This is a genomic window from Pseudomonas abyssi (genome assembly GCF_003444685.1).
Classification (GTDB): Bacteria; Pseudomonadota; Gammaproteobacteria; order Pseudomonadales; family Pseudomonadaceae; genus Halopseudomonas; species Halopseudomonas abyssi.
In genome coordinates, this window is sequence record NZ_LMAZ01000007.1 from 126413 (window position 1) to 139979 (window position 13567).

General features: G+C 56.1%; 12 protein-coding genes and 3 pseudogenes. 7 read left to right on the forward strand and 8 right to left on the reverse strand.

What is annotated here, in order from left to right:
- Nucleotides 1-44: 44 nt before the first annotated feature.
- From arsB to ASB58_RS17070, 3 genes are read left to right on the forward strand one after another with little or no spacing between them, the layout of a single operon-like run.
- Nucleotides 45-1124: an ACR3 family arsenite efflux transporter gene (gene arsB, locus ASB58_RS17060; RefSeq protein ID WP_088276325.1), complete on the forward strand. Its 1080-nt coding sequence runs from the start codon at nucleotides 45-47 to the stop codon at nucleotides 1122-1124.
- Nucleotides 1125-1133: 9 nt separating this feature from the next.
- Nucleotides 1134-2138 carry a permease gene (locus tag ASB58_RS17065; protein WP_088276324.1) on the forward strand — a complete coding sequence of 335 codons (1005 nt, stop codon included), beginning with the start codon at nucleotides 1134-1136 and terminating at the stop codon, nucleotides 2136-2138.
- A 15-nt stretch (nucleotides 2139-2153) separates the two neighbouring features.
- On the forward strand, nucleotides 2154-2390 hold the full coding sequence (locus ASB58_RS17070) for a thioredoxin family protein (RefSeq protein WP_088276323.1): 237 nt from the start codon (nucleotides 2154-2156) through the stop codon (nucleotides 2388-2390).
- A 50-nt stretch (nucleotides 2391-2440) separates the two neighbouring features.
- Here the strand turns inward: ASB58_RS17070 and ASB58_RS17075 are convergent, their stop codons facing one another.
- Nucleotides 2441-2797 carry a metalloregulator ArsR/SmtB family transcription factor gene (locus ASB58_RS17075; protein WP_088276322.1) on the reverse strand — a complete coding sequence of 119 codons (357 nt, stop codon included), beginning with the start codon at nucleotides 2795-2797 and terminating at the stop codon, nucleotides 2441-2443.
- 533 nt (nucleotides 2798-3330) lie between these two features.
- Between ASB58_RS17075 and ASB58_RS17080 the strand changes: the two genes are divergently transcribed.
- Nucleotides 3331-3603 (forward strand): hypothetical protein, encoded by a 273-nt coding sequence (locus ASB58_RS17080; protein WP_088276321.1) that lies wholly within the window; start codon nucleotides 3331-3333, stop codon nucleotides 3601-3603.
- 339 nt (nucleotides 3604-3942) lie between these two features.
- On the opposite strand, the gene cadR is transcribed toward ASB58_RS17080, so the two are convergent.
- Nucleotides 3943-4350: a Cd(II)/Pb(II)-responsive transcriptional regulator gene (gene cadR, locus ASB58_RS17085; RefSeq protein ID WP_004364961.1), complete on the reverse strand. Its 408-nt coding sequence runs from the start codon at nucleotides 4348-4350 to the stop codon at nucleotides 3943-3945.
- Between the two features lie 95 nt (nucleotides 4351-4445).
- Here cadR and ASB58_RS17090 point away from each other — a divergent pair, with 95 nt between their 5' ends.
- Both ASB58_RS17090 and ASB58_RS17095 read left to right on the forward strand, forming a co-directional pair.
- Nucleotides 4446-5342 carry a cation efflux transmembrane domain-containing protein gene (locus tag ASB58_RS17090; RefSeq protein WP_004574643.1) on the forward strand — a complete coding sequence of 299 codons (897 nt, stop codon included), beginning with the start codon at nucleotides 4446-4448 and terminating at the stop codon, nucleotides 5340-5342.
- A 3-nt stretch (nucleotides 5343-5345) separates the two neighbouring features.
- Nucleotides 5346-5498: pseudogene (locus ASB58_RS17095) on the forward strand (signal peptidase II); the annotation flags it as partial.
- 13 nt (nucleotides 5499-5511) lie between these two features.
- On the opposite strand, the pseudogene ASB58_RS17100 reads toward ASB58_RS17095, so the two are convergent.
- The 6 genes and pseudogenes from ASB58_RS17100 to ASB58_RS17125 all read right to left on the reverse strand — a co-directional run.
- Nucleotides 5512-5808, reverse strand: a pseudogene (locus ASB58_RS17100) (IS3 family transposase); the annotation flags it as partial.
- Between the two features lie 16 nt (nucleotides 5809-5824).
- Entirely contained in the window at nucleotides 5825-6910 is a 1086-nt protein-coding gene (locus tag ASB58_RS17105; RefSeq protein ID WP_088276320.1) for an IS110 family RNA-guided transposase, read from the reverse strand.
- A 267-nt stretch (nucleotides 6911-7177) separates the two neighbouring features.
- A pseudogene (locus tag ASB58_RS17110) lies at nucleotides 7178-8052 on the reverse strand (IS3 family transposase); the annotation flags it as partial.
- A gap of 243 nt (nucleotides 8053-8295) precedes the next feature.
- Nucleotides 8296-9669, reverse strand: a complete 1374-nt coding sequence (locus ASB58_RS17115; RefSeq protein WP_088276318.1) for a heavy metal sensor histidine kinase — start codon at nucleotides 9667-9669, stop codon at nucleotides 8296-8298.
- Complete coding sequence (locus tag ASB58_RS17120) at nucleotides 9666-10340, reverse strand: heavy metal response regulator transcription factor (RefSeq protein WP_045634019.1); 675 nt, start codon at nucleotides 10338-10340, stop codon at nucleotides 9666-9668. The genes ASB58_RS17115 and ASB58_RS17120 overlap by 4 nt, the downstream gene beginning before the upstream one ends.
- A gap of 324 nt (nucleotides 10341-10664) precedes the next feature.
- Nucleotides 10665-11984, reverse strand: a complete 1320-nt coding sequence (locus ASB58_RS17125; RefSeq protein WP_088276317.1) for an OprD family porin — start codon at nucleotides 11982-11984, stop codon at nucleotides 10665-10667.
- Nucleotides 11985-12285: 301 nt separating this feature from the next.
- Between ASB58_RS17125 and ASB58_RS17130 the strand changes: the two genes are divergently transcribed.
- Nucleotides 12286-13527, forward strand: a complete 1242-nt coding sequence (locus ASB58_RS17130; RefSeq protein ID WP_068506209.1) for a TolC family protein — start codon at nucleotides 12286-12288, stop codon at nucleotides 13525-13527.
- Nucleotides 13528-13567 lie beyond the last annotated feature (40 nt).

Here is a 13567-nt window from a genome sequence, read left to right on the forward strand (position 1 = left end):
CCCGAGTGCCATTAAACTCGGCACTCAGCAACAAGGAACCAGCAATGTCCAGTCAGTGTGAAGTCATCGGTAAGCAAGCCGCAGGTGCCCCTCTGGGTTTTTTCGAGCGCTATCTGACGCTCTGGGTTTTTCTCTGCATCATTGGCGGCACTCTGCTCGGCCTCTATGCGCCGACGGCAGCGCAGGCGGTGGGCGCGCTGGAAATCGCTCAGGTCAATATCCCGGTGGGATTGCTGATCTGGGTGATGATCATCCCCATGCTGATGAAGATCGATTTTCGCGCCATCGGCGAGGTCTACCAGCAGCGCGCCGGCTTGGGCGTAACCCTGAGCATCAACTGGCTGATCAAGCCGTTTACCATGGCCTTTCTGGCGTGGCTGTTTCTGCGCCATGTGTTCGAAGGCTGGCTGCCGGCCGAACAGATCGACAGCTACGTGGCCGGGCTGATTCTGCTCGGTGCCGCGCCGTGTACCGCGATGGTGTTTGTCTGGAGCAACCTGTGTAAGGGCAACGCCAACTTCACCCTGACCCAGGTGGCGATCAACGATTTGGTGATGGTGTTCGCCTTCGCCCCCATCGTCGCCCTGCTGCTGGGCGTGTCGTCGATCCCAGTGCCGTGGGACACCCTGCTGCTGTCGGTGGTGATGTATATCGTCATCCCCCTGGCCATCGCCCAATTTATCCGCGCGCGTCTGCTGCGCCGGGGTGACGCGGCGTTGCAAGCGGTGCTCGCGCGCATCGGCCCGTTCTCCATCCTCGCCCTGCTGGCCACCCTGGTGCTGCTGTTCTCCTTCCAGGGCCAGACCATAGTCGCGCAGCCGCTAATCATCGCCATGCTGGCGGTACCGATTCTGCTGCAGACGCTGTTTATCGCCGCCCTCGGTTACTGGATGTGCCGGCAACTCAAGGTACGCCACGATATTGCCGGCCCGGCGGCGATGATCGGTGCGTCGAACTTCTTCGAACTGGCCGTAGCCGTGGCTATCGCGCTGTACGGCTTCAACTCCGGCGCGGCGCTGGCCACGGTGGTCGGTGTGCTGATCGAGGTGCCGGTCATGCTCTGGCTGGTACGCATGGTCAATAACAGCAAGGGCTGGTATGAGCGCGCCCCGGCGCAAGGATAAGGAAGCCCTATGGAACTGTTCAGATGGCTCAATGACCAACTGCTGCGCATGGACTGGCTGGCCTGGCTGGTGCGCGTGCTGCTGGAGGACGGTTTTGGCCTGGACATGACCAGCCGAAGCGGTGCCAGCCTGCACTTCTTTATCTATGACGTAATCAAGATCTTTATCCTGCTGGCGGTGCTGATCTTCAGCATTTCCTGGGTGCAGAGCTATTTCCCACCCGAACGCACGCGGCGGATTCTCGGCGGCATGAGTGGCTTCAAGGCCAAACTGACCGGTGCATTACTGGGCACTATCACACCGTTTTGTTCCTGCTCGTCGATTCCGCTGTTTATCGGGTTTACCAGCTCGGGTCTGCCGCTGGGAGTGACATTTGCCTTTCTGATCTCCTCACCGCTGGTGGACCTGGCCTCGGTGATTCTGCTGGCGAGCATCTTCAACTGGTCGATTGCCATCGCCTACGTGCTGATCGGCTTGGTGCTGGCGGTGCTGGGCGGCACCCTGATCGGCCGAGCGAAGATGGAGCGATACGTCGAAGCCTTTGTCATGCACAACCCGGTGCTAGACATACCCCAGGCAGAACTGACGTGGCGTGACCGGGCGCAATTTGCCTGGGCACAGGTCAGCGATATTTTCCGCAGGGTTTGGCTCTATGTGTTGATTGGCGTTGGCATCGGGGCGGCAATCCATAACTGGATTCCCGCTGATTGGATCGAAGCGCTGCTGGGGCAGGACAACTGGTGGTCGGTGCCGCTGGCCACCCTGGTCGGCGTGCCGATGTATGCCGATATCTTTGGCACCCTGCCGATAGCCGAAGCGCTGGTCGGCAAGGGCATCGGCCTGGGTACGGCGCTGGCCTTTATGATGGCCGTTACCGCGCTGTCGCTGCCCTCACTGATCATGCTCAAGAAAGTGGTCAAGGCACCGCTACTGGCCTTGTTCATCGGCATCGTTACGGTCGGCATTGTACTGATCGGTTACCTTTTTAACGCCTTTGCCTATCTGTTTATCTAACTTTTGGAGCACAGCATGATCATCAAAATTCTTGGTTCCGGCTGTAAGAAGTGCATCACATTGACCGAAAACACTCAGGCCGCCCTGGCCAATCTCGGCCGTGAGGCGCAGATCATCAAGGTCACAGACTTCGCTGAGATCGCCGCCCACGGTGTTATGTCGACACCGGCCCTAGTGATTGATAACAAGGTGGTCTCGGTTGGCAAAGTACTGAGCACCGAAGAGGTTGAGAAACAGCTCGGGGGCAATTAACGCAATGCGCTGAACTCAGGGTTATCGGCATACTCAGCTTGAAGCCAAGCTCAGCAGCAAACGGCAAGACGCTGCGGGCGGTCACCCATTAGATCGAGGCGTTTAGCATCTGGGCTGAGCCAGTGTTGATTAGCGGCCAAAGTGTTCTTCAAAAGCAGAATCACCCAATCCGGAAGACGCGGATGCAGGCGGTAGTAAACCCACTGACCTTGCCTGCGATCTTCAAGCAAGCCGCAATTACGCAGTTGCGCGAGGTGACGGGATACCTTTGGCTGGCTTTCATTCAGTGCACAGGTCAGCTCACAAACACACAGCTCTTCCTCTCGGGTGATAAGCAACATCAGCCGGATACGAGTTTCATCAGCCAAGCATTTGAAAACGGTGGTTGGAGTAAGGTAGTCGGCCATAGGGTCTCAGCGCTTAGTTTTTTCAGTACGAATATCTTGGTACGTTCAGGTAGTCGTGGGCCTGATAGAGCTCATCCGGCGAGATGCTGCTTAGGTAAGATCAGTCAGCTTTAGCGATGAAAGGCTAATGCCCGGCAAAGAGTCTGGTACTCCAGCATGACTTATCGCACAGCGTGATGACATTTTCGAAGTCTCCACATGCAGACCGGCCGACGGGCTAGCCAGCCACGCCCTTGCCTATCAAACCAAAATCATCAAGGCAGCAAAAGCACCGCTGCCCCATCTCGCGAATGCCTTGATCTCTAAATATCAATCATGACTCTGCTGCGATTACGGATAGTAAGGGGATGAACCATGCATCACCCCTACTGATTTACAGCCAAACTTCCTTTGGCGTAACCGCAACAAGGTCAGAATCCGATTCAGATAAATCGCGAAACATCTGGTTACTCGCATATCCATATCTTGTAACTTTTCCGTAATCAAACGGGCTTTAGGATTGCTTTCACCTAAACCCAAGCAGGAACCTTGTGATGAAAAAACTGACCCTGACGGCAATGCTGCTCACCAGCCTGTTTGCCAGCGCCACTTTCGCTAGCCAATACGACAAACCCGGCTTTGTCACCGAGGTTGAAGATGGTCGCCTGTGGGTATTCCGTGAAGGCTCCAAGGAGCTAGAAGAGTTCAAGAAATCCGGCGAGCCGGCTAAGCAGTTCGCCGACATCGGTTCTGGCCCTGAAGGTATGACCGTCAAGTCTGCCGACGAGGCGACCCTGAAAGATTACCTACAAGCACTTAAGAAGTAATTTTCACAGGCACTGCTCCCCAATCAGAGAGAGCAGTGCCTGGCCTTCTTCTGCGCTTTACATGTGCATACGCACATACCGCAAACTGATGGAATTACCTGTTCGCCAAATGCCGCCCCCAGATGTTGCAGCCTGACCAACCTTAGAAGGGATTTGGCTCACATTACGGGCTGCGATGCGCACTAGTCGTAGCATGCGCAATCACCAGCTTACCTTTCCATCCATATGAACGATTCCTGTCCTAGAATTTTGGGGTAAGCGGATTAAATGGTTGATCTTACCTTTGCATGAGAGTGAGACAGACCGGCATCTCATCGGATTATCTGGTTGATGCTTCACCTACTGCTGGTGCATGTTTCCTTCGCTAATTCCAGCAAGAACCCCACACGCCTCAACTTCCCGGTCATCGTTGCAACTCGCTCTCAGTGAAACGAGTTGTTTCTCAAGCGCTTGCAGAGCGGTTATCTGCGACCGCACATGAGAGATGTGATCATCGAGCAAGGCGTTGACGGCGGTACAAGGCTGATGAGGGTCGTCCTGATAGCTCTGTAGTTCGTGAATCTCAGCCAGTGACAGGCCCAGGATTCTGCAGCGACGGATGAAGGCCAGCCCCTCACCATGCTTCTCGGTATAGACACGGTAACCGTTGTCCTGCCGATCAGGCGGCGGCAACAAGCCCTGCTGTTCATAGAAGCGGATCGTCTGTGTTTCGACCCCTACCAACTGCGCCAACTGACCAATGCGCATCAGCCTCCTCCCCAACGGATTCTTTACTCTATTGACCTTATAGTAGCTTTATAGTTTTAAATGGTACCACAACATTGTTCAAGTGGAGTCGTATCATGAGCAAATCCTGTGGTGGCGCCTGTGGCGGTGATGCAACGTCCGCAGCGGATACCGATATACAGGCCTCCTCCGAGGCGCCAGGGAGATGGGTCAGTGTTTATGCCGTGCCGAAGATGGACTGTCCATCAGAAGAACGAATGATTCGCCTAGCCCTGAACGGCTTTGAGGAGATTCGGGCGCTGTCCTTCGACTTGTCGAACCGCCGGCTGAAGGTCGTGCATGACGGCGAGGTCGAGCCCGTCACCTCGAAACTGAAGACCTTGGGGCTAGGCGCCTCGCTTCAGGAAACCGTCGCTGCAAATCCGGAGACCATCAAGGCCGCCGAGTTTTCGGCAGCTTCTGCTAAGCAAGAATCCGGGACCCTGCGCTGGTTGCTCGGCATCAATGCACTTCTGTTCGTGGTGGAAATGACTGCCGGTCTGATCGCCCAGTCCACCGGCCTGATTGGAGAATCCCTGGACAATTTTGCCGATGCGGCGGTGTACGGGCTTGCCCTTTATGCGGTTGGACATAGCGTGAAAATGCAGGTACGTGCCGCGCATCTTGCTGGTGTACTGCAACTGATCTTGGCTGTGGGCGTGCTCGTAGAGGTGGTGAGACGCTTTGTATTCGGTAGTGAGCCTGAATCGCTGGTGATGATGGCTATCGCATTCGTCGCATTGATTGCCAATACCAGTTGTCTGCTGCTCATATCCAAACATCGGGAAGGTGGGGCGCACATGAAGGCAAGCTGGATATTCTCGGCCAACGACGTGGTGATCAACCTGGGGGTCATCACCGCCGGCGCCCTGGTCGCGTGGACCGGTTCCAATTATCCGGATCTGATTATCGGCACCATCGCGGGGGGCATTGTACTTAACGGTGCCAGACGCATTTTGGCGTTGAAGGGTTAAATAATGCTCATTATTGGCAAAAAGCTCTCGCCGTATGCCCTATTGTCCATATCGGGCCTGCTGGCAGCGTCTGATCAGGCTGTAAAGTGGCTGGTGCAGCAATCAATGGCCTATGGCGAGTATGTTTCGGTGACCCCGTTCTTTAACTGGGTGAATCGCCCCGGATTTCCTAGACACTTTCCAGGCTCAGTAAATGTTGCCTTTCAAACTCTACCGGTGACAGCTGGTTGTTGAAACCGTGTCGGCGTTTTGGGTTGTAAAACATCTCGATGTAGTCGAACACGTCAGCGCGAGCATCCTGCCTAGTGCTGTAGATCTTTCGCCTAATCCGTTCCCGCTTCAGCAGTTGGAAAAAGCTTTCCGCTACCGCGTTGTCATGGCAGTTACCACGCCGACTCATGCTACCAAGCAAGTTATTGGCTTTCAGGAAGCTCTGCCAGTCACCGCTGCTGAATTGGCTACCTTGGACGCCCTTCTAAGTGTCAAGTGGATACTGTGCTTTGGTTGATGACGCTATTTCGCCTCTGGATGATGCCGTAGACCTCCCGTGCGATGTAACGCTTTAGGCACCGGATTGCTTCCAGCTTTGAATGTCCCTCTGAGAGACGTCGACTGACATAAGCCTGGGTTCGAGCGTCCGTCCGAAGCCGTCCAATAGCGATGATATGGAGCGCACTGTTTGCGGCGCGATCACCACCTCGATTCAGCCGATGTCGGGTGACCTTGCCTGAAGAGGCCTGGACCGGGCTAACCCCACATAAAGCAGCGAAGCTAGACTCTGAGCGGAAACGATCACTGTTGTCGCCTGCTGTCAGTAGAAGCTGAGCAGCGGACTCGTAACCAATGGCATTTCGGGCAACCAGCTCTGGGGCAAGATCATCAACCAAGGCTGCAATCATCACATCCAAATCCGCTATCTCGTCATGCAGTTCGAGATAACGCCGCCCCAGCGACTTCAGAGCAATCCGGTAGGCGGACGTGACCTGACGATAGCTTGATAGATCTGGACGCCATGCTGCCAGCGTTCTAATCAATTGCATGCGGGTCAACGTGCGTAATGACTCACGCAGATCATCAGGCGCACTAACGATAGTGTTCTGGATCAGCTGTAAGGTAACGCGCCTAGCTTGTATGGCCGTCTTACGACACACTTTGAGCACGCGTAACGATTCGACCATGCCGTCTCGTTTTTTTGGGGTAACTGTACGAACGCCTGCGAAAGCCGCATGTGCCGTATTTCCGGCATCAAGGGTGTCATCTTTGCCCCGCTTGCGCCTATAACTTTTATCAGGCGCAGTAACTTCAAGAACGGTGATCCCAGCCTGTTCCAAGTAGCGCAATAGGCCTGCACCGTACGTACCTGTGCACTCGATGCCCACTCGAACCACTTCACCAAACGAGCGCATCCACGTCAGCATTTGTTTGTAACCCTGACGAGTAGTCGCAAAGCTCTCACTGGCCAGGATACGATCCTGCTCGTCTACGACTGCGGCGACGTGCAGGTCTTTATGGGTATCTACACCGCCTACGACCTGTCTCGAAACACTGCTGATTTTGGCGTTGGGCATGACTGGTCACTCCGGTTCACCGATTACGAACAGAGCCGCTTCAACCGGACACCTGGACAAGACAGTAAAGTGACGTGACGTCAGGCCCTTCTTGGGTCACATGTGTCGGCAAGGCGGTCACCTTGACGTGCAGTGTTCCCGGATGGTCGACAGGTCCAGGGAAAGACACAAGGGTCGATCGGAGTGTGGGTCAGGCCATCCGAGACGCTCCACGACCAGATCATCCATCATCGGTCTATCGCTGTGTGAGTCAGACCACATGGAAACACTGGCCAGTACATTCTTACTGTCGGAGTGAATCATCACCTCCTGCTTTGGCTTGCGGCGCCAAACGGCCATCAGTAAGGCATCAATAGCCAGGTCGCTGGTCATCTGCGGCTTCATTGACCAACCGATTACCTGCCGCGAGAACAGATCGAGCACCACCGCCAAATACAACCAGCCCTCATAAGTGCGGATGTAGGTGATGTCCGTGACCCAGACCTTGTTGGGTTCGGTGACATTGAACCGACGCTCCAGATGATTCGGTGAGGCCGCTGGAGGCTTACCGCCATAGCGGCCCGGTCGACGACGATACCCTGTCTGTGAGCGCAGCCCTTCCAGACGCATCAGTCGAGCAACACGATGCTTGCCGCATGCTTCTCCAAGCTCACGCAGGTCGTCGTGGATTTTGCGGTAGCCGTAGACGCCACCGCTCTCTAGCCACGAGTGCTTGATCAGGCCAAGCAGACGTTGGTCATCCTTGGCTCGTGCCGACTTCGGTTCAGCCAGCCAGGCGTAGTAACCGCTGGCATGTACTTTCAGGGTCAGGCAAAGGCGGCGAACGGAATAGTCTGCGGATAGCTGACTGATGAGGGCGTACTTTAACCGCACTCCTTGGCAAAGTACGCGGCGGCCTTTTTTAGGATGTCTCGCTCTTCGGTCACGCGCTTGAGTTCGGCACGCAGACGACGCAGCTCAGCTTGCTGCTCGTCTTCTTGCACGCGTTGCTTTTCAGGTTTGCTGTAGCGCTTAACCCAGGCATACAGGCTGTGGGTCGACATGCCCAAACGAGACGCTACCTCAGCCACCGGCAGACCTCGTTCGGTCACCTGCCTGACTGCTTCGATTTTGAATTCTTCGGGATAACGCGGATTGCTCATGGCACCTCCTAGTGGGCCGTATTATGAGGCCAGGAGGTGTCTACGAAACTAGGGGCGATTCAATGTTCTTCGCATTACAAAGCAGTAATTAACCATCGCTTTCTGCCGATTCGGCTCTGTTTTAAACTCATCGTTTTTGTAGACCATCCCACGCTCGATTAGGCCATGCATGCATTACATGCATGCATTAAATGTATGGCGTTGGTCTGATGGGGAGTGGGTACCAAGCCGTATCACTTTGAATCAGGCGTGCCGAGGAAAGGTGAGTTCGAATGTGGTCCGACCGTCTTTGCTGGCGACGGCCACGTGGCCTTTGTGGAGGTTCATCACTGAACGGACAATAGCTAGCCCCAATCCTGCCCCACGAGGTTGTATGCCGTTAACGCGGTAAAAGCGGTCGAACAGGTGCGGGAGATGATCCGATTCGATAGTCGCGCCATGATTGGTGACAGCCAGCGAGACGATGTCTATGTCCTTCTCAAGTATCTTAATTTCGACCGTGCTGCCAGTATTCGAATGCCGCAACGCGTTGGATAGCAGGTTGGAAATGGCCCGTTGGACCATAAGCCGATTTCCTAGAACTATGGCATCGCCCGTTACCGTCGTTGCGACTCCGGCTTCTTCGGCGAGGACTTCGAGGTATTCACAGACGCGATTCGCCTCACTTCCCAGGGATAGTTGTTCGAGTTTCAGTGCTGGGCTGGCGTGGCTGGCCTGGGCGAGAAACAGCATGTCTGACACGATTCGATCCATACGTTCCAGTTCTTCAACGGATGATTCGAGTACTTCACGATACTGCTCTTTGCTTCGCTCACGTACCAAAGTCACTTGGGCCTTGCCTATTAGGTTGTTCAGCGGAGTTTTCAATTCATGGGCCACATCGTCCGAGAACTGTGACAGTTGCTGAACTCCGTCATCGAGTCGATGAAGCATTACGTTGAGGCTGTGCGCTAATGCCTGGAGTTCTTGTGGGAGCCGATCGCTGCGGATTCGGGGTGATAGGTCCTGTGTCGATACCTTAGTCGCCAAGACCCGGAACTTGCGCAGCGGTCGCAAACCATTTTGGGCGATTAGCCATCCAGCCAATCCGATCAATATCAGTAGCATCGGCACGATCACTAAGGCCGAGCGCAGGAATGCAGCCACCAGCCGTTGATCGGCACTGCGATCTTGCGAAAGCAAAAGCGTCATTGGAGCCAGTCCCGGGACCTGGATTTGCTTGCGCCCGGTTAGCATCTGCACGCCATCCTTCGTTGTCCAGCCAAGATAGTCGCCGTCCCTGCTCACGAGATCCAGCAGCTGCGGCGCATGGGCGAACCGGCCGATATTGAAAATGGCTGATTGCGCCGTATCGCCGATGACCGTAATCGAAAGGTTGTCATGGCCGAGTACCGTATCGCTCAGTGCGTGTTGCCAGGAACGACCCATACGGGCTTTGGTGTCTTCTAGGAGTCCATGATCGATCTGCGAGAGCTTGGCCGTCACCTCCTCCTGGGCGCGCAATTCCAGTTGGCGCACAAGTACCCAGTAGCTCAGTGCAATCAGTAGCGCGACCAAAGCGGCGCCGGTCAGTGTGATTTGAAGCGCGAGACGCGATGCGAGGCTGAGTGGCTTCAAGGCCGCGCCTCCAGCACGTACCCGACACCGCGAATGGTGTGTATCAGGCGATCGCCAAAGGGTTCGTCCACCTTCATCCGCAAGCGACGAATTGCGACATCCACCACGTTGGTATCGCAGTCGAAGTTAATGTCCCAGACCAAGGCGGTAATTTCGGTGCGCGTCAGCACCTCGCCAGTCCGGCGCATGAGCAGGTGCAGTAACGCAAATTCTTTGCTGGTGAGATCAATACGCTGACCACTCCGGTAGGCCCGATGCCGGCCAGGGTCCAGTTCGAGGTCGGCTACACGCAGGTTGCTTGGAAGTGCGACTGCCTCGCCTCGCCGCAACAGTGTCCGGATACGAGCGAGCAGCTCGGGGAACTGGAACGGCTTGACCAGGTAGTCGTCGGCGCCCAGTTCCAAGCCGCGGACTTTTTGCTCTAGGCGGGCGTTGGCTGTCAGCATGATCACGCGTGTCTGCTTACGCCGCCTGATGAGTTCGAGCACCTCCCACCCATCCATGGTTGGCAGATTTACATCCAGTAGCACGATGTCATAGTCGTTCTGCAGTGCCAGGTGAAATCCATCGAGCCCATCATCCGCTCGATCAACCGTGTAACCACATTCGATAAGGCCCTGCTGCAGGTAGTCCGCAGCTTTGTTTTCGTCTTCTACAACCAGGATGCGCATGTTTTCAGGTAGCTCGGTAAGGAGGTAGGGTGCCGGCTAAACGGAACCAAAAATAATCTATGTAGTAACTATAAGGTCAAGACAAAAGCGACCTGGCCCTAGCGTGAAAGACAGAAGCGAAGATCTGCCTAGGGAAGCGCGAAGCACTCTAGCGCCGTAAAAGACCTGCAGGGCCATCTTGCAGATTTGTAATCTACTGGTCATTTGGTTGACTGGCAGCGCAAGGAGGCTCACTCAAGCAAAAAAAGGCGCCCCTATGGGCGCCTGAAACACATCTTCAAACCAAGGGAGCAAAAAACGAAGATGTGGTGTTGCCCGTGGTGCTCACAGGATCGAGAGCGGGTACTCTGCGATGAATCGAACCTCATCGAGGTCGGACTCGAAAGCAGTCGCCCGCGTAGTAGCCTGGCGCACCCGCAGAGAGAGATCCTTGATCGAGCCTGTCTGTACAACGTAGCGGGCTTCGACGTCGCGCTCCCAGCGTTTCTGTCCGGTCAGAGGGGCACCGTTATCGTCTTGGCGCATGTACACCTCGTTGGCGTTGCTGTAATCGGCGCCCCAACCGCGGGCGTAGCGGGTCATGAAGGTAAGGCCGGGTATGCCGTATTCCGCCATGTTCAGGTCGTAACGCAGCATCCAGGACTGCTCTTTAGGTGAGTTGAAATCACTGTACTGGATGGAGTTGTTCAGGTAGATCGAGTCCGCCTGGCGCAGGTAGTCAAAGTCATTGTTACCGTTGTTGCGCTGATAGGACGCCGTGACGGTGTGCGCGCCGAAGGCGACACCCAGGCTGGAGCTCCAGATGTTGTTGTTGAACTCGCCCAGCAGCTCGCGGCCTTCGTCGATTGCCTTGTAGTAATTGAAGCTGCCCAGCAGCGCGACGACATCAGAAAGCGGATAGGTGGCCGATAGACCGAAGTAATGTTGGTTCCAAGCGTCCTTAAGCCGGCTGGTGTACAGACTAAGACTGAGATTTTCGTTCACGCTATAGTCGCCGCCTGCGTAGCCGAGCCAAGGCGCGTCCACGGCCCCGCCGTAGAAGGTGACGAAGTCTTCGTTCATGTTACTGGTGTTGGGCTGGCTCATCGCGTGTAGGCGACCTCCCTGGAGGGTGAGTTCGCCTAGCGAGTTGTTCACGACGGTGAAGCCCTTGAAGGACTCCGGCAGCAGTCGCGAGTCGCCGAAATGTACGACAGGCGTAGTGGGAAACACATCGCCGGCCTTGATCTCGGTATCGAGCAGCCGTGCTTTCACCGCGCCTCCCACCCGAGTGAAATCATCCTCCGGATCGCCAGCGCTGTCGTGGGGAAGCAGGTCGATGCTGCCACCCACACCGGAGCGTCCCGAACCGGAATCGAGTTTGAGGCCGAGCATGGCGAAGGCGTCGACGCCGATCCCCACCGAGCCTTGGGTATATCCGGACTCAAAGAATGCCATCAGTCCGTGAGCCCATTCCTCAGAATAGCCATTGCCGGTGGCGCTCCCACCGTCGCGAAAATCTCGGTTGAAATAAAAGTTGCGATTTATCAGCGAAAGCGTGCTGCCTTCGATGAAGCCCTCCGCTGTTTCCGATTGGGCAAAGACCGGGGCGCTGCCCAGTGCCAGTGAAAGGGCTGTAAGTGAAAGGGCGGCCTTTTTGCTCATGATGATGCTCCTGATATACGGCATGTCAGCGCTCGAATGACGCCTTCGCCTTTTTGTTCGAGTGCCGGGCGATGATCTCCCCCTGTAAATGACCGCAGGATTAGCGGTAAATGACGATCTCGTAATCTTGAGCGGTGCAATCGCAGATATTCCTTGGATTACAAATTTGTAATGTCGTAGTCACCCGGCCGATATCCGCGCTTATCTAAAATCACGCCGCTTAGCCATCAGCTATCTGGCCGGTTTAGTGCGGCTGAGGAAACGCTATCGACGAAGGGGGCACTGCACTGCAGTGTTGCGTATGTATCAAAAGAAACGCTTGTATCTGCTTGCTAGCGGGCTGCTTGGGCTCGGGCTGGCACTAATGTCGCTCGAGGTGGGCGCGCAAGACGGTCTGACACTGGAGCGGGCCGTGTCCCTTGCGTATGAACGCAACCCAGAATTTTCCGCTGCGCGGTCGGAGATCGGCATCGCAAGCGGTCTGCGCCGCCAAGCTGGGGTTATCCCGAACCCGGAATTAGGGTTCGAGGTGGAAGACACTCAGTCCGACCGCCAGACCCGCTCAATTACAATCACCCAGTCGATCGAGTTGGGCGGCAAGCGCGGCGCTCGAATCGGCGTGGCGGATGCTAATCGCTCGATGGTGGATGCCGATCTCGACCTTCGACGCCAAGGATTACGTGCAGATGTGATCCAGGCCTTCTTCGCCGCCCTGCGCGCCCAAGAAGGCATGCGACTGGCCGAGGCCTCTCTGTCATTGGCCGAACGGGCTGCTAAGGTCGCCGATGCACAGGTCGATGCCGGAAAAGTTTCGCCAGTGGAGGCGACGCGCGCCGATATGCAACTGGCGACCGTACAACTGGACCTGCGGCGAGCACGCCAGGAATGGGACAACGCTCGACAGATGCTAGCGCGCCTGCTCGGGACCGACGCACCGGAGTTTGGCAGTTTGCTGGGCAGTTTCGAACACCTGCCAGATGTGCCTAGCGAATCTGCATTATTGGCGCGCGTGCGTGAGAGTGCCGATATGCGTAGGGCTCTGCGCCAAGTGGCCTTGAGTGAAGCCGAGCTGGGGCTTCAGCGAAGCCAGCGCTACCCGGACATAAGCGTCAGTATCGGTAGCCAGTACGACGAAATCGAGCGTGAGCGCGTCAACCTCGTCGGCCTCTCTGTTCCGCTGCCTTTATTCGATCGTAACCAAGGCAATGTTCTGGCGGCCGCACGGCGGGCGGAGCAGGCGCGTGATCTTCGTAATGCGGCAGAGCTGCGCGTTCGTGCGGAGATCCAGCAGGCCCTTCGCGACTGGCGTACCGCACGTGCAGACGTCGAGGAAATACGCAACCGGATACTGCCGGCAGGACAGCGAACCGTGGAAGCGGCCACACGTGGTTTCAGTCTTGGCCGCTTCGCGTTCCTCGACGTGCTCGACGCACAGCGTGCGCTGATAGATGCACGCACGCGCTATCTGCAGTCATTGCAAGCCGTGGTCGACGCCTGGGCGCGTATCGAGCGGCTGTACGGACCTACCACTACCTTCGAATGACCGAAACGCCGCCATTACGTATTGGCGGTGGGGGAGCTTG